Raw genomic sequence first — 18,629 nt, 5'->3', positions numbered from 1 at the left:
GGGGGAAGCGTCGTTCAGGCACGCGGGCTAACCCTCACAGCTTGGCGCGGGCGCCAAACAGGATGGTGCGGCCAAAGTGGTTGTTCTCGTAATTGCGCTGCGCCGTTTCGTCGGTGAAGCGATAGCGATAGGCGTCGGTCAGGTTGTTGCCATCGATCGACAGTTCCAGCCACGGCCGGATCTTGTAGCGCACCGCCGCATCCACGCTGGTATAGGCGCCATAGCCTTCGAACACGTTGCCCGTGGCGCTGGTGCCGTCAACGAAGGGCCCGCGATAGCTGACCGAGCCGCGAATGCTGAACTTGCCATCGTCATAATAGAGCGTGGCGTTCCACGCCCGCTTCGAGACGTTGAGCAGGGTCTGGTTATAGATCGCCGAAACCCCTGCCAGCGTGCAGGCACCGGACGCATTGCGGGTGCAGGCGCTCACCGCCGGGCCGGTGATGGTGTAATCAGCGTCGCTCTTGATCAGCGTGGCATTGCCCTGGAACCCGGTGTGGCTGAGGAAGCTGGGCAGGAACGTGAAGGGCAGCTGCAAAGCCACTTCGATGCCCTTGAGCGTGGCCCCCGCGCCGTTGACCTGCGAGGACACGATATATTCCTGCGTCGGGTCATAGTTGATGTAGGCGGGCGAGCTGGGCGTGAGCACCGAGCGATCGAGCCCGAGCTGCGGCAGCGTGGCGGTATAAGTGCCCGAGACCGGGAAGCTCTGGATCTGCTTGATGAAGCCGGCCACCGACAGCAGCGCCTGCGGCGCGAAATACCATTCGGCCGACACGTCGAAATTGGTGGCACGATAGGGGTTGAGGAACGGGTTGCCGAAGGTAACGCGATAGTTGAACCCGTCGACCGAGCCGCCGGGATTGAGATTGCCCAGCGAAGGCCGGGTGATGACCTTGGCGATGGCGCCGCGCAGGATCACGTCGCGGTGCGGATAGAACGCGATGTTGAACGAGGGCAGCCAGTCGTTGTAGGTGCGGCCCACCGTGGCGGCGACGCCGGCGGTATAGCCGGTGGACCGCTGATCGGTGTGGGCATAGCGGATGCCCGCGTTGCCGGCATATTCCAGCCCGAACAGATCACCCTTCACGTCAAACTGCAGATAGCCGCCCGACGTGGTTTCCTGCACCTGGCGGTTGGAGCCGAGATCTTCGACCTGGGTGCGGCCATAGAGATTGGTATAGGCAGCGGCCGAGCCGATGTTGGCCGCCAGGAACTGCGAGGTGGTGCCACCCGGTTGCCCGGCATCGCCCAGGCTGACGAGATCGGAAATGCTCGACGTGACAGGCAGGCCATAGACGCTGGACGAGCAGGTGGTGGTGCCCAGGATCAGGTCGGGCTTGCCGTTACCCGAACAGGCCACCGTGTCGCGCGTCCACAGCTGGGTCTGGAAGTTGTAGCGGCGCCACACGCCGCCCAGCTTGACGGTAAAGCCCTTGGTCACATCCCATTCGGTGCGCAGTTGCACTGTCTTGAACTTGTTGGTGACATAAGACGGGCGATCGCGGATTTCGGCCAGCTGGAAATTGGCCGGGTTGGTCACGTCGATGCCATAGCTCAGCACCGGCGCTTTCATGTTGCTGTAATCGAACGCGAAGCCGTTGGCGCCCTTGCTGTCGTAGGCGATCGTGCTTTCCACCGGGATATCCGCGTCAGACTGCGAAATGCCGCCCAGCAGGGTGAAGCGCAGGCTGTCCGATACGTCCTGGTCCCAGGTGGCGCCCACCTGGTAGAACTTGGTATTGGACTGGCGCAGATAGCTTTCGGTGCGGACATAGGCATTGTTGAACGTGCCGCTGACCATGTTGCCATTGCTGTCGTACGCCGGGTTGACCACGTTGAAGCTGCGCTCGTTGGAGCGGGCCAGTACTTCCAGCCACTTTTCCTTGCGGTCTTCCTTGAACGAGGAATAGAGCGCGTCGATCGAGATCTTGGTGTGGGTGCTGGGTTCGAACTGGATCGAGCCGGTCAGGCCCAAGCGGCGGCGATCGTGTTCGACCACGCCATAGCGTGGAATGCGCGGGTGGAACGAGAGCGCAGCGGCATCGCACGCGGCCGAGGGGCGATAGAACCCGCCGCTGTTCACTGCATTGCCGCCGCTGGCGCCGGCGACCGAATAGAAGCACGGCGTGCCGCCCACCGAATTGAAATAGGCCTGCGACCAGCGCACCGTATTGTTGCCGGTTTCCAGCGTATCGGTGTGCGAATAGGCGGCCGAGAGATTGACGCCCAGCGTGCCGGCATCGTTCTTCCACGACAGCAGCCCGGCAACGCGCGGCCCGACATTCTTCGACAGGTCGTTATACGAACCCTGCACGTTGAGCACGGCGGTCAGCCCGGTCTTGCCGGCCAGCGGATTGCCGGTGTTGAGATCGACCACTGCGCCCAGCGAGCCTTCGTCCAGGCTCGCCTCGGCGGTCTTGTGGACCACCAGGCTGCTGAACAGTTCCGAGGCGAAGACGTTGAAATCGAACGAGCGATCGCGGTTGGCCGAGGCGCCGTCGGACGAGGTCGTGATCGTTTCCAGGCCGTTGACGCGCACGCGGGTGAACTGGGCGCCCAAGCCGCGCACGGTGATCGCGCGGCCTTCGCCGCCGTCCTTCTGGATCGAGATGCCGGGAATGCGCTGCAGGGATTCGGCAATGTTCTGGTCGGGGAACTTGGCAATGTCTTCGGCCACCACGGCATCGACTGCCGAAACCGAGTTGCGCTTGACGTTGAGCGCGGCCTGAAGCGACTGGCGGAAGCCGGTCACGATGATGGCCGGGGTCTGGTCATCGCCGGTGCCCGGGGCCGCAGCAGCCGCGTCGGTGGCCGGTGTGGCGGTATCCTGCGGGGCGGCCTGGGCCATCGCGCCATGCGGCAGGGCCAGCGCGCTGCCGGTGAACAGGGCGATCTTGAGCGTGGAAACTCGGGAAATATTCTTGCGCATCGTCACATCCCCTCTCAGCCCGTGAGGCTGGATGATACCGGTGTCAACAATGCACGCAATGGCTTGCATCGATCCGGCAACACTACTCCCATCCGCACACGGCGGATCGCCCGCGCCATCGGGCGGGCTTGTTGTCTTTTGCTACCTTCCCGGCCTTATGTGCCGCGAAAGGTAACCGGTGTCATTACGATATGTTTTGCAGCACGATCTTTCCCCTGTCAAGAACCCGGTTGCCTGCTAGACGATCAAAAAATACATATATAAATCAGTGTTATAAACTGAAATTCCGCCCACCTCGCGGCGCATTTTGCCGCATCATGCTGCGCGCTTGGGCCTGCAGCATGGCGCTGATTCGCCGGTCATGACCCCGGCTGCACATAGGGCGCGGTGGCCCATAGCCGGCGTTGCCAGCCGCGCGGATCGTCGGCCATGTGCGGGGCCGCGTCGAACACCATCGTCGCGCGCGCCGGCAGGCGATAGGGCGCCCAGTCTGCCAGGCCCGGCCGGCCGTTGCGTGCCAGCCCGGAAAAGGCCGCCATCATTGTCGCGCTCAGCGCACGGGCCTGCGCGTCGGTGCCGGAATAGCTGCCCGGCGCATCCAACGTGCCGAACACATAAGGGATATCATCGGTATGCGCCGCGCCGCGCAGCGGATCGCGCGGAGAGGGGCGGTCGAGCTGGTAGACCCAGGTGGCCTGCGCGCTGGCGGCGGCGCGCGCGTCGGCCTCGATCACTTGGCCGGGCCACGATCGCCCGGCGGTGGTGGCCGCGTAATAGATCTGCTCTGCGCTCGACTGCGGGGCGTGCGCGCGGTATTGCGCCACCACCCATTGCGGGTCGAGATCGATCTTGACCTCGGCCGCGATGCGTTGCGGCAGGTTGCCCCAGGTCAGGCCAGCAAGCTTTGGCCCACGCGGATCGAGAAACGCGCGCGTTTCATCGCGCACGTTGCCCAGGATCATCGGAATATCCAGCGATTGCGGCGCCGCATCGGGCCAGAACGGATGGCGCGGCAGGTTGGTCATATCCAGCACCGGCCCGAAATAGAGGCTTCCGCCCATGATCGGGTCGGGGGTGTCGAGCGCGTCGATCAGGCGCGCAATCGGCATGGCGCGCAGGGCCGCAACCCCATCGTCGCCCAATCCCAGGCGCGCCATCCATGCGCGCGTGCGGGCCAGGGCATGGCCGGGGCCACTGGCCTGCACCTGCTGTCCACTCATCGTCGCGGCGGCATGGAACAGGCCGCGCGCGGCCGGCATCGCCATCAGCGTGGCGATCTTGGCGCCCCCGCCCGACTGGCCAAACACCATCACCCGCGCGGGATCGCCGCCAAACGCGGCAATGTGATCGCGCACCCATTGCAGCGCCAGGATCAGGTCCAGCTGCCCCAGGTTGCCGCTATCGGCCGCCTGCGCGTCCAGCGGGCGCAGCCAGGCATAGCCGAGTGGCCCCAGGCGATGGTTGACGCTCACCACCACCACATCGCCACCAGCGGCCAGGTGCGAACCATGCGTCAGCGGATCGGTGACCGAGCCATTGGCATAGGCACCACCGTGGAAATAGACCATCACCGCGCGGCGCGCGGCCGGATGGGCATCGGGCGTCCACAGGTTGAGGAACAGGCAATCCTCGCTCTGCGGCGCCCCGGCCATGCCGCGCTGCGGGCAGAGCGGGCCAAATTGCGTGGCGTCTTGCTCTGGCCCGTCAAACGGTTCGGGCACGGCGCGGGCAAAGCGCGCCGCCCGGCCATAACGGATGCCTTTGAACGCCATGACGCCGCCCTCGCGCAGACCGCGATAGCGCCCCACGCGGGGCTGGGCCAGCGGCGCAGTGCGCGCCCGCGCGCCTGCGCCCAGTGGCGCGGTGATCACCGCCAAGGCGCCCGCGCCATGCATCAGGCCGCGCCGGGTCATCCGGTCCATCCTGCCACTCCCGCTTGTTTTGTCGTTACTAAGCTTTGGCGCGTTCAGCGCCTGACATCGCCACCACTGGCGGAAAACGCTTCGAGTTCGGCCCGGCCGATGGTGCACATATCGCCGGGCTGGCTGTGTTTGAGCGCGGTATAGGCCAGGCCTGCTTGGGCCATCGCCGCCACGTTTCCGCCCTGGAGCCACTGGTGCAGCACGCCGGCGGCAAAGGCATCGCCCGTGCCGATCCGGTCGACGATGCCGGTCACGTCCACCTCGGCGGTCTGGTGTGCGCCGTCGCGCGCATCCACCCGCGCGGCGATGCGGTGGTGATCGGGGCCGGCGATGTGCCGCGCGGTCGAGGCGATCAGGGTCAGGCGCGGGAACGCGGAAAAGGCGGCCTGGGCCGCCTCGCGCCGCCGCTCCGCCCCGTCGCCGGAAAAGGGCTGGGCCAGCAACAGCGCGATATCGCGGTGGTTGCCGATCATGATGCTGGCCGATTGCATCAGATCGGTCAGGATCGCGCGCGGGTCGCTGTCCCACGCGTCCCACAGCATCGCGCGGTAATTGCCGTCAAAGCAGATCGGCACGCCCGCCGCATCGGCCGCAGCCACCGCCGCTTGCGCCAGCGCCACGCCGCCCGGCCCCAGCGCAGGCGTGATGCCCGACAGGTGCAGCAAGGCGGCACCATCGAGCGCGCGGGCAAAATCGAAATCGCCGGGCGCGGACTGGGCAAACACACTGCCGGCGCGATCATAGGTGATCGTCGCCGGGCGCAGCCCCGCGCCGCTTTCCAGGAAATAGAGGCCCATGCGCCCCGTGCCCCGCCCGACATGGCGGGTATCCACCCCCGCCGCGCCCAGCGCTGCGCGCGCCTTGTCACCCAGCGGGCTGGCGGGCAGGCGGGTGAGCAGCACGGCATGATGGCCCAGCGCAGCGAGGCCGGCGGCGACATTGGCCTCTGCCCCGCCCACCACCAGGTCCAGGCTTTCGGCCTGCGTCATCAGGCGGTGCCCAGGCGTTGCCAGGCGCAGCAAGACCTCGCCAAAGCAGACGATATGGCCCGAACGCCCGGTCACCGCGCCAGCCACCCGCCATCAACAGCCAGCACGTGGCCCGTGACATAGTTGGATGCAGGCGAAGCGAGGAACACCGCAGCCCCGGCAATATCGCTGGGATCGCCCCAGCGCCCGGCCGGAATCCGCTCCAGAATCTGGCGGTTGCGCGTCGGGTCAGCCTGCAAGGCGGCGGTATTGTTGGTGGCGATATAGCCGGGCGCGATGGCGTTGACCTGCACGCCGTGTGGCGCCAGTTCGTTGGCCATGGCCTTGGTCACGCCGCCCACGCCGGATTTGGCCGCGGCATAGCTCGGCACGCGGATGCCGCCCTGGAAAGTCAGCAGCGAGGCAATGTTGATGATCTTGCCGCCGCCCTGCGCCACCATGCCGCGCGCCGCGGCCTGGCTCAGGAAAAACAGCGTCTTGAGATTGGTATCGATCACCGCGTCCCAGTCTGCCTCGCTGAACTGCAGCAGATCGTCGCGGCGAATGATCCCCGCGTTGTTGACCAGGATATCGATCCGCCCCAGCGCCGCCACGGCCTCGTCCACCACGCGCGCCACCGGCGCGGTGCTGGCCAGATCAGCGGTAATATTCACCGCGCGCTGCCCGGCCTGGGCGATCAGGTCCAGCGTTTCGGCGGGATGAGAGCGCCCGGCCAGGGCGACATCGGCCCCGGCCTGCGCCAGGCCCACGGCAATCGCCTGGCCGATCCCGGTGTTGGCGCCGGTAACAAGCGCGGTCTTGCCCGCAAGACTGAAGGAAATCGCCATCGTGGCTTACTTCAGTTGGCAGATATCGAGCGCGTTCATGTCGGTATAGTCGAGGTTTTCCCCGCCCATGGCCCAGATGAACGCATACTTCTTGGTGCCCGCACCCATATGGATCGACCAGGGCGGGCTGATCACCGCCTCTTCGTTGGCGATCACGATGTGGCGCATGCTGTCAGGCTCGCCCATGTAGTGGAAGATGCGGTCGTTCTCTTCGGCCAGGTCGAAGTAGAGGTAGATCTCGCTGCGGCGGTCATGCAGGTGCGGCGGCATCGTGTTCCACACGCTGCCTTCTTCCAGCACGGTCAGGCCGAGCAGCAGCTGGGCGCTGTCGCACACGCCGGGGATCACCAACTGGTAGATCGTCCGCTGGTTGGAATTGGCCAGGTCGCCACGCGCCAGCGGATTGGCCTGGTCAAGCGGAATATGCTTGATCGGCAAGGCCTTGTGCGCCGGGGTGGAGGCCAGGTAGAACCGCGCGCCTTCGCCTTCGAACACCACCTCTTCGCTGCCCATGGGCACATAGAGGCATTCCTTGTTGGCCATGGCAAAGCGCTGCCCGTCCACCGTGACGAAGCCGGGGCCGCCGATGTTGACCACGCCCATCTCGCGCCGTTCCAGCAGCGTGTGTCCGGCCGCGCTCTTGGGCTCGGTTTGGCGCGGCAGGTGCAAGGGTTGCGCGCCCGGCACGGCGCCGCCGATCACGAAGCGTTCGTTGTGCGAATAGTTGAGATTGATCTCTCCGGCCACGAACATGCCCGAAACCAGATAGCGATCCCGCAGCGCGTCGTTCGAAACGCCATCCATCATGTCCGGATGCGTCGCGTGATAGGTCTTGGCATACATGGCGCACTCTCCCTTTCGCTGCCGAGAGGTGTGGTATCGGCTTTAGGTAACCGGTGTCAATAGGGTGCCAAACGTCTTTTGCGCCCGGCGCCGCGATCGCATGATCAGCTCGGCGCGCGCACGGCCGAGGCGCGGCGCACCAGTTCGGACGGGAAGAAAGCAGCGTCGCGCGCGGCGGTTTCGGGGCGTGTCAGCTTGAGCGCGGCGGTGCGCGCCATGGCCCGGATCGGCCAGCGCACGGTGGTGAGCGGGGGCCAGATGTGCGCGGCGATGGCGGTATCGTCGAAACCGATGATCGACAGGTCGTGCGGCACGCGCAGGCCGCGTTCGCAGGCCGCATGCAGGACGCCGGCAGCCATTTCATCGTTGCTGGCAAAGATCGCGGTGGGCGGGGTGGCGGTGCCGAGCAGGTGCTGTCCGGCGGCATGCCCCGATTCGAACTGATAGTTGCCGCGCGCCAGCAGGGCGGGGTCGATCGTCAGGCCGGCGCGGCCCATGCCGGCGATGAAGCCCAGTTCGCGCTCGCGGGCAGAGCGGAAGCCATCGGGCCCGGCGATGAAGCCGATTCGCGTGTGGCCCAATTCGGCGAGCCAGGCCACGGCCTCGCTCACCGCTTCCTGGTCGTTGGACGCCACCAGGTGCGCCTCGTCGTCCAGCCGGGCCGAGCCCATGCGCACTACGGTGCAGCCCAGATCACGGCACAGCCGGGCCAGCTCGTCATTTTCCGAAAGCGGCGGCAGCAGCATCACGCCATAGAGGCGCTGCTGCTCGATAAAGCGGTGAATATCATCGAGCAGGGTGGGCGAATGGCGATCCACCGGGCGCACCACGAGCGCGAATTCGGTGCTGCGAATCGTATCGAGAATGCCTTCCTGCACCCCCAGCACCATCTGCGCGTTGGGGTTGTCATGGATCAGGCCGATCAGGAAATTGCGCCGCAGCGCCAGTGCCCGCGCCTGTGGGTTGGGCACGTAATCGAGCTGCGCGATCACCGCTTCCACCTTTTCGCGGGTGGCCTGATTGAGCAGCGGAGACTTGTTGATCACCCGGCTGACGGTCTTTTTCGACACCCCTGACAGGCGCGCCACATCGTTGATCGTGGGTTTCTGCGCTTTGGCCATCCGGTGTCCTTCTTGTCTCTCGCTCTGCGCCGATTTTTCAGACTTGCCTTCGGCTGGGACAAAAGGCAAGATGACACCGGTTACCTTGCCGCAAGGCTGATGCTGCCCCGCCATAAACGGGGCGCGGCGGATCATGTTCAATTGCGTTGTATCGGGTTTTGACACCGGTTTCCAGCCGCGTGAAAGGCCCGATCCGCCCGGGATGGGTTGGGGATGGGTTTGACGAAACAGGCAGATGCGGCACAGGCTGATCCGGCGCAGGCGGGCGCCGTAGCCGCAGCATTCGTGGCCGCCAGGCGTGAAAAGCGCGCGCTGGCCACCTATCCGGGGCAGATGCCGGCCGATCTGGCCACGGCCTATGCCATCCAGGACGCAGCGCTGGCCATCGATGGCCGCACGGTGGCGGGGTGGAAAGTGGGCCGGATCAACCCGCCCGATGATGCGCGCCTGGCCAGCAACCGCCTCGCCGGGCCGATCTTTGCCGATAGCGTGGTCCTGCCCGGCGCGGGCCAGGTGCCCGCCATGCCGGTCTTTGCCGAGGGTTTTGCCGCGGCCGAGGCGGAATTCCTGCTGCATGTGGCAGCAGGCTGGAACGGCATGGTGCCGGACGATGACGCGGCCACCCGGGCCCTGCTCGATCGCGTGCACATCGGGATCGAGGTTGCGTCCTCTCCCTATCCCGGCATCAACGATGATGGCCCGCCGGTCACCGTGTCAGACTATGGCAACAACTATGGGCTGGTCGTGGGTGCGCCGTTGGTTGGGTGGCAAGATATTGATTTTGCCTCTATCCCCGTGGGCATGGCGATCGATGGCGTCGGCGTTGGCGCGGCGACCACCGCCACCATGCTCGATGGCCCGCTGGGCGCGGTGCGGTTCCTGCTGGGCAACCTGGCGTCCCGTGGCATCGCGGCGGCAGGGGGGCTGTGGATTTCCACTGGCGCGGTCACCGGCGTGCATCCGGTCGTGCCGGGGCAGCAGGTGCGCGCCAGCTTTGTTGGCCATGGCGACGTGGCCTGCACGATCGTGGCGGCCTGAGCCCTTCGGGGCCTGATCGCTGCGGCAAGACCGGCAGGGCAAAAAGCCCGCCGTTATCGGGAGTTGAAGCAATGGAAGCGCAGACTGGGCCACACCAGGCCGGGCATATCCAGGTCGGGGCCAAGGTGGGCCGCGTTCGCTGGGTGGTGGTGGCACTGCTGTTCGCCGCCACGGCGATCAACTATATCGACCGGCAGATGATCGGCGTGCTCAAGCCCACGCTGGCCGCCAATTTCCATTGGTCGGAAACCGATTTTGCCGCGATCGTGTTCTGGTTCCAGGTTGCCTATGCGATCGGCTATCTCTCGTTCGGCAAAGTGGTCGATGCGCTGGGCGCGCGGCTGGGCTATACCATCGCCATCATTATCTGGACGGTCAGCCACATGGCCCATGGCTTTGCCACCGGCCTGGTATCGTTCGCGCTGGCCAGGTTTGGCCTGGGCATTGGCGAATCCGGCAATTTCCCCGCCGGCATCCGCGCCGTCACCGATTGGTTTCCCCAGCGCGAGCGGGCCTTTGCCATCGGCGTGTTCAATGCCGGCGCCAATGTTGGCGCGATCATCACGCCGCTGCTGGTGCCCTTGCTGGTGCTGTGGTTCGATTGGCGCATGGCGTTTTTCGTCACCGGCCTGTTCGGCATCGCCTGGATGGTGGCGTGGTGGCTGCTCTATCGCCACCCGGAACAGCACGGCCGGCTCAGCGCCGCCGAACTCGCCTGGATTCGCCAGGATCCGGCCGATCCGGTGCAGCCGATCGGCTGGGCGCGGTTGCTGACCGTGCGGGAGACCTGGGCCTATGCCCTGGGCAAGTTCCTGATCGACCCGATCTGGTGGTTCTTCCTGTTCTGGCTACCGGGCTATCTGTTCACGCGCTATAACCTTGATCTCAAAAGCTTTGGCCTGCCGCTTGCGGCGATCTACCTCATTTCCGATCTCGGCAGCATCGCAGGTGGCTGGCTGTCATCGCGCCTGATCAAGGCCGGGCGCACGCCCAATGTGGCGCGCAAGCTGACCATGCTGATCTGCGCGATCTGCGTCCTGCCGATTTGGTTCGTGCAAGGGGTGGACAGCATGTGGTGGGCGGTCTTGATCATCGGCCTGGCCACGGCCGCACATCAGGCTTTTTCCGCCAACCTCTACACCCTGCCGTCAGACGTGTTTCCGCGCGGCGCCGTGGGGTCTGTCGTGGGTATCGGTGGCACCGTGGGCGCATTCGGCGGCATGGGCATGGCGCTGTTCGCCGGCTATATCCTCGATGCCACGCACAGTTATGAAGTGCTCTTCGCGATCTGCGCCAGCGCCTATCTGGTGGCGCTGGCCGTGGTCCACGCGCTCAGCCCGCGCCTGGCGCCGGTGCGGATCGAAGCATGAGCGGCGGCGTCGATCGGCGCGGCGCGCTGGTGGGTGCGGCGGGGCTCGCCGGTCTTGCCAGCCTTCCCGCCACGGCCGCGCCCGCCGCGCGCCCGCGTGGGTTCGATGGCCAGCGCGTCGCCGATCAGGGCAATGGTACCTATCGCAATCCGATCATGGCCGGCGATCATCCCGATCCTTCGATCCTGAAGGATGGCGATGATTACTACATGACCTTCTCCACTTTCGATTCCTATCCGGGCCTGGTCATTTGGCATTCGCGCGACCTGCTCAACTGGCAGCCGGTCACCGCCGCATTGACGCAGAATGTCGGCGCGGTGTGGGCGCCGGATCTGTGCCGCCACGCCGGGCGCTATTTCATCTATTTCGCCGCCAAGGCGCGGCCCAACGCCACTTATGTGATCTGGGCGGACCATGTCGCCGGGCCATGGAGCGCGCCGATCAATCTGGGCCTGCCCGACCATATCGACCCTGGCCATGCCGTGGGCGAAGACGGCTCGCGCTGGCTGTTCCTGTCGGGCGGAGACCGCGTGGCGCTGGCTGCCGATGGCCTGTCGACGATCGGCGCGGTACAGCATGTCTATGATCCCTGGCGCTATTCCGATGCCTCGGCAGAGCGCTGGCCAGTCGAAGGCTTTTCGCCCGAGGGGCCCAAGATCGTTGCCCATGGTGGCTGGTTCTACCTGATTACGGCAGTGGGCGGCACGGCCGGCCCGCCGACCGGGCACATGGTTATCGCCGCGCGCTCCCGCTCCATCCACGGGCCTTGGGAAAACTGCCCGCACAACCCGATCGTGCGCACGCGCAGCCGGGAAGAGGCGTGGTGGTCACGCGGCCATGCCACGCTGTTTTCGGGGCCGGGTGGCGATTGGTGGTCGGTCTATCACGGGTTTGAACGCGATTACTGGACGCTGGGCCGCCAGACCCTGCTCGATCCGGTGGAATGGACCGCCGATGGCTGGTTCCGCATGAAGGGTGGTGATCTCTCCATGCCCTTGCCCAGCCCACGCGGCGGGCACCCATCGGGACCGCACGGCCTGCCGCTGTCAGACGATTTCGCCACGCTGGCGCTGGGCAAGCGGTGGAACTTCTTCAAACCCGCGCCGGACGAAGCGGGCCGGGTTCGCGTGGCCGACTGCTGCCTGCATCTGGCCGCGCGCGGCACGGCGCCGGCGGATTCCTCGCCGCTGCTGCTCATCGCCGGGGACCAGGCCTATGAATTTGCCTGCACGATCGAGATCGATCCCGAAACCACCGCCGGCCTGCTGCTGTTTTATGACCAGGCGCTCTATTGCGGGCTGGGCTTTGACGCTAAGGCGTTCGTCACCCACCAATATGGTATGGAGCGCGGCCGCCCCGCCAATCCGCACGGCCGCCGCCTGCGCATGCGCTTGCGCAACGATCGGCATATCGTCTCGCTGCACACCAGCGGCGACGATGGCCAGACCTGGCAGCGCTTTGACCGGGGGATGGAGGTTTCGGGCTATCACCACAACGTGCGCGGCGGCTTCCTGATGCTGCGCCCCGGCCTCTATGCCGCAGGCAAGGGCGAGGCGCGTTTTCGCGATTTCCGGTTTCGTGTGCTGCCGTGATGAAGAAAAACAGTCACTTGCCGCTCTCGTCACCCCGGGCTTGACCCGGGGTCCCGCTTTGCTTCTGCTCGGTCGCACGAAGAAGCGGGACCCCGGATCAAGTCCGGGGTGACGGTGAAATTGAATATGGATTTGCTTGGGAGAATTGCCGTGTCCCATCCGCTCTTGCGTGGTGCCTCGTTGCTGGCCCTGGCTTGCCTAGCGAACACCACCGCCGCGCGTGCGGCACCGGCCGATGGCCTGCTGTTCCATGCCCCGCTCGATCGCGATTTCACCGCTGCCCAGGCCGGCGGCGATGCCGTGCCCAATTTCCAGAGCGACGTGGCGATCGTGCCCGATGGCGCGCAGGGCGGGGCGGGGCGCTGGGCTGATGGCGGCTATGTCGCGTGGAATGCGCCGGGCAATATCGATGCCCAGCGCGGCACGCTGGCATTCTTCTGGCGCAGCCATACCCCGGTGGGCGAAGCGCCGTTCGTGATCTTTCGCGCCGGCGCCGCCGATCATTCCAGCTGGGACATGGCGTTCCTGCGCATCGATTGGAACGGCCATGGGTTTGACGCCTTCGTCACCGATGCCAATCTCTCGCGCGTGCGCGTCAGCTGGACGATCCCGCAAGCTCCGGCGCCTGATGCCTGGCACCACATCGCCTTTGCCTGGGACGAGGCGCGCGGCATCAAGCTGTTCTGGGACGGGCGCGAAGTGGCGGCCAAGACGCAGGCCGCCGATCTCGATATGGGGCTCGATCAGTTCGGCCTGGCGGGCCGGGTGATCGCCCCGCACCAGGTGCAAAGCCGCTACAACTTCATGCGCGGGTCTGATCTCGACGATATCCGCGTCTATGACCACATGCTCGATGGCGCTGGCGTGGCCGCGCTGGCCGCGCATGGCGATGCGCCGCCATCTGCCCCGTCTCCGGCGGTTTCCGCGCCGCGCACCGCCTGGCTGCACCGCTTCGGGTGGGACAGCCAGACTCCGCCGCCGCTGGCCGCGCCGGTCACCACCGTGCGCAAGGTGGAATTTGCCGATGCCAAGGATCTCAAGGAATGGATGTGGAAAGGGGTGGACGGCATCGCCGAAACCACCTGGCCGGGCGTTTACAACCGATCGCGCCTGCCCGGCCGTGATGATTATTTCGAACTGCCCGATTGGAACGTCTATGTCGAAGGGGGCAAGGCCTATAGCCTGACGGTGCCGGCCGATGCCGCCTTCAACCGCGTGGAAATTCGCGGCGCGGCCTATGGCGCGCTGGAATGGTCGGCCGATGGCCAGGGCAACTGGCAGAAACTGGCGGCCCGGCCACAGGGCGTGGTGCGCTCGCTCACCGACACGGCGCCGCGCCAGGGCGGCGTGCTGCGCTTTACCAATGTGATGCAGGAACAGCCGATCCAGGAAATCTGGGCCTATGACATCAAGCCCGGCGCGGTGCCGGATGGCACGTTCCAGTTGCGCTATACCGTGCGCAGCCAGGCCGCCACCGATCTGGGCGCGCTGGCGCCGCTCAATGCCTTCATCGCCGGGCGCTATCCCTTGGCAGAGCGGGCCACGGTGGTTGCCTTGCCGAGCGAAGGCGTGCGTGCGGCAGTGGGTGCGGGCAGTGCCGCTGGCGGCACGGAGGCACGGCGCGAGGCGGGCGCACATCTGCCGCTGGTGCACGTGCTGATCCCATCCAACTTTGGCGATGCGCCGCCGGGGCGCCCGCTGGCGCGCGCCTGGAACTATGGCTGGGAAAACAGCCACGATGGCCTGGATGGCGTGGCACTCGATCTGCCGGCGCTGCACGCCACGCCCAACGCGCAGGGGCTGATCCCGCTCGATATCCGCGTCAAAGACCCGATCTGGCCCGAGCGCGACATGATCGACGTGCAGGTGTCGGTAAAGCCGGGAGAGGCGCGCACGCTGTGGCTCGATCTGCGCGATCGCATCCTCACTGGTGACAGCCTCTACCTCACCATCGCCTCTGCCGCGCCCGATTTCGGGGCGGATACGCTCGATGGCATGGGCGTGCGGCTGGTGTTCAAGGATCGCGCCGCGGCGCTCAAGGAACACGTGGCCGATCGCTTCAACCAGGTGAAAGACAACTGGGCCTTCCTGGTGGAGGAGCACACCGCGTCGAAACGCGCCGCGCTCTATCGCCGGCTCTATGGCGATATCAGCGATCTGCTACGGGTCGATCCCGATAACCTGGAGGCGCGGCGCTATTGGGCCGATATCGGCTATTCGGCCAACCAGTTGCCCCCCTTCGTCCAGCCCACGCCACCCGCTGGCATGCCGCTGTGGGCGTTCCGCCAGCTCGAAGACCTCAAGCTGGCGCGGCAGTTCGTCAATTGGTGGATCGACAACCGCCAGGTGCCCTATGGCGATTTCGGCGGCGGCATTTCCGACGATACCGACCTGACGCAGCAATGGCCGGGGCTGGCGCTGATGGGGGTCGATCCCGACAAGATCAACGCCTCGCTGCGCGCGCTGTCTGATGCGGTCTACAAGAACGGCATGATCGTCAACGGCTTGAGCTATATCACCAGCGACGAACTGCACGTCTATGAAGAAGGCATCAATTCCGATGCCGAGCGGCTCTACCTCAATTGGGGAGAACCCAAGGCGGTCGAGCGGATGATGGCCACGGTCAAGGCGCTGGGCGGCCTGATCCGCACCAATCCGGCCGGGCACATGCACATCTCGTCAAGCTGGTATGGCGGGCGGCACATCTATCGCGACGAGCCCTGGGCCTGGCAGAAACCCTATGGCTTTGTCATCATGCACACGCCGGTGCTGCTCGGGCTGTACAATGCCGATCCCACCGCGCGCCATTTGGTTACCGGGTTGATCGATGGTCTGCTCGCCCATGGCAAGCAGGGCGCCGATGGGCTGTGGCGCTTTCCCAACGATATCAGCTGGAACAGCGATGCGGAGCGGGCCGGCGATGGCGGCGGCGCCAGCCTGCCGATGCAATCGGCCTGGGCGGCCTGGCGCTTTACCGGCGATGACAAATACCTGCGCCCGGTGCTGGGCCGCCTGACGCCCGGCAATTTCTCGGCGTTGGGAGAGCTCAACGAAAACGCGCTGACCGTGCTGGGCAAGCGCCGCGAATGGCAGGAGGCGACGCTGAAAGCCGCGCAGGCCGGCAACGATATCGCCCGGTTCGAGGCGTGGAATGCCACCGGGGATCGCGCCTGGCTCGAAGCGCTCAACGCCGCCGGCATCGCCGACAAGGCGCAGCACATGTATATGTATACCCAGGGCCATTGGTGGACCGATCGGGTGGAAGCGCCCAACGAACTGCTCCAGCGCGAGCGGCTGGGCGGCATTGCGCTCAAGCGCAACCAGACCTGGCCGGGCAATGCGGTGAGCTGGCGTTTTGCCGATCCCGAGGCAGCGGTACAGGTGGCGATCCTGGTGCGCGATGCCACGCCCGAAGGCTTTACCGTGCTGGCCCACAACACCACCGCGCGCGAACAGCTGGCCGATATGGGCACCTGGAACGTGGTGGCCGGCACCTGGACCATGACGCAAGGCATCGCGGCGGGCCAGGCCGATGTGGCAAGCGGGCCGGTCACTACGCGCGAGGTGGAAATGGAACGCGGCGGTTCCATTCCGGTGCGTCTGGCTCCGGGGCAGACCACGGTGATGACCTTCCGCCTAGCGCAGCGTGCCGCCATCCAGCCCGAACACCGCCCTGATCTCGGTATCGGGGCCGATGACGTGGTGCGGCAGGGCCGCAAGCTGACGGTGCGCGTGCACAGCCTGGGCAGTGTTGCCGCGCCGGCCGGGCAGGTGCGCCTGGAAACCGCCGATGGCCGCGTGCTGGCCAGCGCGCCGGTGCCGGCCCTGGCCGCGCCCGCCGATCTGGCGCCGCGCACGGCCAGCGTCACGTTGGCGATCCCGCCTGGCGCTCCCGCCACCGGCCTGCGTGTGCGCGTGGATATGGGCGCAGCCGAAGTGACCCAGCGCAACAATGTGGTCATGCTGGACGGTGGAGCGTGATCGCGCGGCGGCTGGGTGCGCTGGCCTTGGCCGCGCTGGCATTGGCGCCGGGCCTGGCCATGGCGCGCCAGGTGGTGTGGCGGTTCGACAATCTGGCCCGCATCGGCCACTTGGCGCCGCAGGTGCTGGGCCATCCCCGCGTGGAGCGCAGCCCGGTGGGCAAGGCCGTGGCGTTCGACGGGCAGAACGATGCGCTGATCCTGCCGCGCCACCCGCTGGCGGGCGCGGCGCGCTTTACCGCTGAGGCCGTGTTTCGCCCCGATGGCGGCGCGTTCGAGCAGCGCTGGCTGCACCTTGCCAGCGACGATGTGCCCGGCCGTCCGCCCGGCGAAACCCGCATGCTGTTCGAAATCCGCGTGGTGGGCACCTCGTGGTATCTCGACACCTTTGTCAAAGGCGCCGGCTATAGCCAGGTCCTGGTCGATCCGGCCCGGCTGCATCCGCTGGGGCGCTGGTATCATGTCGCGCAGACCTATGATGGCACCACCTATCGCAGCTATGTCAACGGCGTGCCGGAAGGCGAGGCGCGCGTGGCCTTTGCGCCGCAGGGGCCGGGCAGCAGCAGCGTGGGCATGCGCCGCAATGGGGTGAACCACTTCCACGGCGCCATCGCCTTGGCGCGCTTCACCGACGCGGCGCTTGATCCCAAGGCGTTTCTGCCCGCGCCATCACCGCGCTGATCGCGCCGCGCCTAGGGTGTGTGGGGATTCAGGCCAGGGTGGCGCGAGAATGGCTGATTTTCGCGACCCGGCGCGCAGCGTACTTTTGGTACGTGAGCACCGGAAGCGCGAAAAGCGGCCGTTCGCAGCCCACCATGGGCGCAATCCCCACACACCCTAGCGCACCACGTAAAAATCGATCTCCACATGGTCGGGCTTGCGGATGCCCCGCGCGACGAACACGGCGCGGTTCATCCATGCGAACGGGCCGGCCCGGGCGGCCAGGCGGGGCGTGGTGCGGAAGTAATAGGCGTCGCTCGGCACATCTTCGCCGCGCGCGATGCGCTCGGTCACCGCGGTGCTGGCCACGCGCACGCCGGGGTTGTTGACATCCACCACCGTGCCATCGGCTGCCTGCAGGAAATAGCGGGCATCCACCTGGGTCAATCCATCGGGCAGGATGGTCTGCCAATCACCGCCGCCGGGCAGGACGCGGCCGTGGAACAGCGGCCCATCCACGCTGCCGCCGGTGATGGCGATGAATCGCCTGCGCCCGCCGCCGATCTCGCCCTGCTCCACCGCCGGGGCCAGCGTGACCTTGGCGGTGAACGCATATTCCAGGGTGGGCGCTGGCGCTGCCGAGGCCGCCCGCGCGGCTGGCGCGACGCCTGAAATGGTGGTGGCCACTGTCATGGCCAGGGCCATTGCCCATGTCCGCCCGATCATCCTGTTGTCCTCTCCCGTGGTATGTCTGGGTTCGTCAGTGGGCGCCCAGCGCCTTGGCGCGATGATCGCGGCGGACCGCCATGGCCGCGGCCAGCCACAGCGCCGCTGCGGCGGAAAAGCCGGCAAGGCTGCCGCCCAGGGGTGCGGCCAGCGCAAAGCCAGCCAGTGCTGCCACGATCAGCGCGCCGCCCAGCAGATGGAACGGGGGGAAGCGCGCAGCCTGGGCGATTGGCAGGAAATGCAGCCCCACCACCAGCGCCATCGCCGGCAGCAAGAGATCGGGACGGTGCAGGTTCATCACGATGTTGCCCGCCAGGAACAGGCCCAGGCCTTCGCCGATGCTGCTCCACATGATGGCTCTTTCCACGTGAGGGACAGGCCTGATCCCTTTGCCCGGCCGGCGGATGACCGCCCATGCCGCCAGCGCAATCGCCACGAACGGCACGAACGGCAGGGCCAGCGCCGCGCCCGTCACATGCCAGTGCCAGGCCAGCGTCAGCGCGGCAAAGACCGCGCCGAAAAAGCCCATGATCAGCGCGCCCCATGCCCCCACGCGGTGTCTCCTTCGCGATCGCTCAAGCGCATGATAGGCAGGAATATCCTGGCCGTATATGCGCCAATGCAAGGGG

13 protein-coding genes are annotated in these 18,629 nt (G+C 66.5%); 5 read left to right on the top strand and 8 right to left on the bottom strand.

Features of this window, described 5'->3' with window-relative positions:
• Window positions 1-34: 34 nt before the first annotated feature.
• From IP65_RS08095 to IP65_RS08070, 6 genes are all read right to left on the bottom strand, one after another.
• Complete coding sequence (locus IP65_RS08095; protein WP_054131365.1) at window positions 35-2,932, bottom strand: TonB-dependent receptor; 2,898 nt, start codon at window positions 2,930-2,932, stop codon at window positions 35-37.
• Between the two features lie 359 nt (window positions 2,933-3,291).
• Entirely contained in the window at window positions 3,292-4,854 is a 1,563-nt protein-coding gene (locus IP65_RS08090; RefSeq protein WP_054131364.1) for a carboxylesterase/lipase family protein, read from the bottom strand.
• 44 nt (window positions 4,855-4,898) lie between these two features.
• On the bottom strand, window positions 4,899-5,918 hold the full coding sequence (locus IP65_RS08085) for a sugar kinase (protein WP_171794822.1): 1,020 nt from the start codon (window positions 5,916-5,918) through the stop codon (window positions 4,899-4,901).
• Window positions 5,915-6,670, bottom strand: a complete 756-nt coding sequence (gene kduD / locus IP65_RS08080; protein WP_054131363.1) for a 2-dehydro-3-deoxy-D-gluconate 5-dehydrogenase KduD — start codon at window positions 6,668-6,670, stop codon at window positions 5,915-5,917. Before kduD ends, IP65_RS08085 begins: the two co-directional genes overlap by 4 nt.
• Window positions 6,671-6,676: 6 nt before the next feature.
• Window positions 6,677-7,513 (bottom strand): 5-dehydro-4-deoxy-D-glucuronate isomerase, encoded by an 837-nt coding sequence (kduI, locus tag IP65_RS08075; protein ID WP_022677927.1) that lies wholly within the window; start codon window positions 7,511-7,513, stop codon window positions 6,677-6,679.
• Window positions 7,514-7,617: 104 nt separating this feature from the next.
• Window positions 7,618-8,634: a LacI family DNA-binding transcriptional regulator gene (locus IP65_RS08070; RefSeq protein ID WP_022677926.1), complete on the bottom strand. Its 1,017-nt coding sequence runs from the start codon at window positions 8,632-8,634 to the stop codon at window positions 7,618-7,620.
• A 213-nt stretch (window positions 8,635-8,847) separates the two neighbouring features.
• Between IP65_RS08070 and IP65_RS08065 the strand changes: the two genes are divergently transcribed.
• The 5 genes from IP65_RS08065 (at window position 8,848) to IP65_RS08045 (ending at window position 17,295) form a co-directional block, all read left to right on the top strand.
• Window positions 8,848-9,672 (top strand): 2-keto-4-pentenoate hydratase, encoded by an 825-nt coding sequence (locus IP65_RS08065; RefSeq protein ID WP_054131362.1) that lies wholly within the window; start codon window positions 8,848-8,850, stop codon window positions 9,670-9,672.
• Window positions 9,673-9,743: 71 nt separating this feature from the next.
• Window positions 9,744-11,042, top strand: coding sequence for an MFS transporter (locus tag IP65_RS08060; RefSeq protein WP_022677924.1), 1,299 nt, complete (start codon window positions 9,744-9,746; stop codon window positions 11,040-11,042).
• Window positions 11,039-12,634: a family 43 glycosylhydrolase gene (locus tag IP65_RS08055; protein ID WP_054131361.1), complete on the top strand. Its 1,596-nt coding sequence runs from the start codon at window positions 11,039-11,041 to the stop codon at window positions 12,632-12,634. The genes IP65_RS08060 and IP65_RS08055 overlap by 4 nt, the downstream gene beginning before the upstream one ends.
• Before the next feature lie 150 nt (window positions 12,635-12,784).
• On the top strand, window positions 12,785-16,615 hold the full coding sequence (locus IP65_RS08050) for a LamG domain-containing protein (RefSeq protein ID WP_231627611.1): 3,831 nt from the start codon (window positions 12,785-12,787) through the stop codon (window positions 16,613-16,615).
• Window positions 16,612-17,295 (top strand): LamG domain-containing protein, encoded by a 684-nt coding sequence (locus IP65_RS08045; RefSeq protein WP_054131359.1) that lies wholly within the window; start codon window positions 16,612-16,614, stop codon window positions 17,293-17,295. Before IP65_RS08050 ends, IP65_RS08045 begins: the two co-directional genes overlap by 4 nt.
• 156 nt (window positions 17,296-17,451) lie before the next feature.
• Here IP65_RS08045 and IP65_RS08040 read toward each other — a convergent pair whose 3' ends face one another.
• Together IP65_RS08040 and IP65_RS08035 are read right to left on the bottom strand one after the other, a co-directional pair.
• Window positions 17,452-17,967: a DUF3237 domain-containing protein gene (locus IP65_RS08040; RefSeq protein ID WP_231627610.1), complete on the bottom strand. Its 516-nt coding sequence runs from the start codon at window positions 17,965-17,967 to the stop codon at window positions 17,452-17,454.
• 67 nt (window positions 17,968-18,034) lie between these two features.
• Window positions 18,035-18,553 carry a hypothetical protein gene (locus IP65_RS08035; RefSeq protein ID WP_054131357.1) on the bottom strand — a complete coding sequence of 173 codons (519 nt, stop codon included), beginning with the start codon at window positions 18,551-18,553 and terminating at the stop codon, window positions 18,035-18,037.
• Window positions 18,554-18,629 lie beyond the last annotated feature (76 nt).

The sequence above is a fragment of the Novosphingobium sp. AAP1 genome, assembly GCF_001295765.1.
GTDB classification, from domain to species: domain Bacteria; phylum Pseudomonadota; class Alphaproteobacteria; order Sphingomonadales; family Sphingomonadaceae; genus Novosphingobium; species Novosphingobium capsulatum.
The sequence above is the reverse complement of the archived record's forward strand: the minus strand, read 5'-3'. Positions and strand labels throughout refer to the sequence as shown.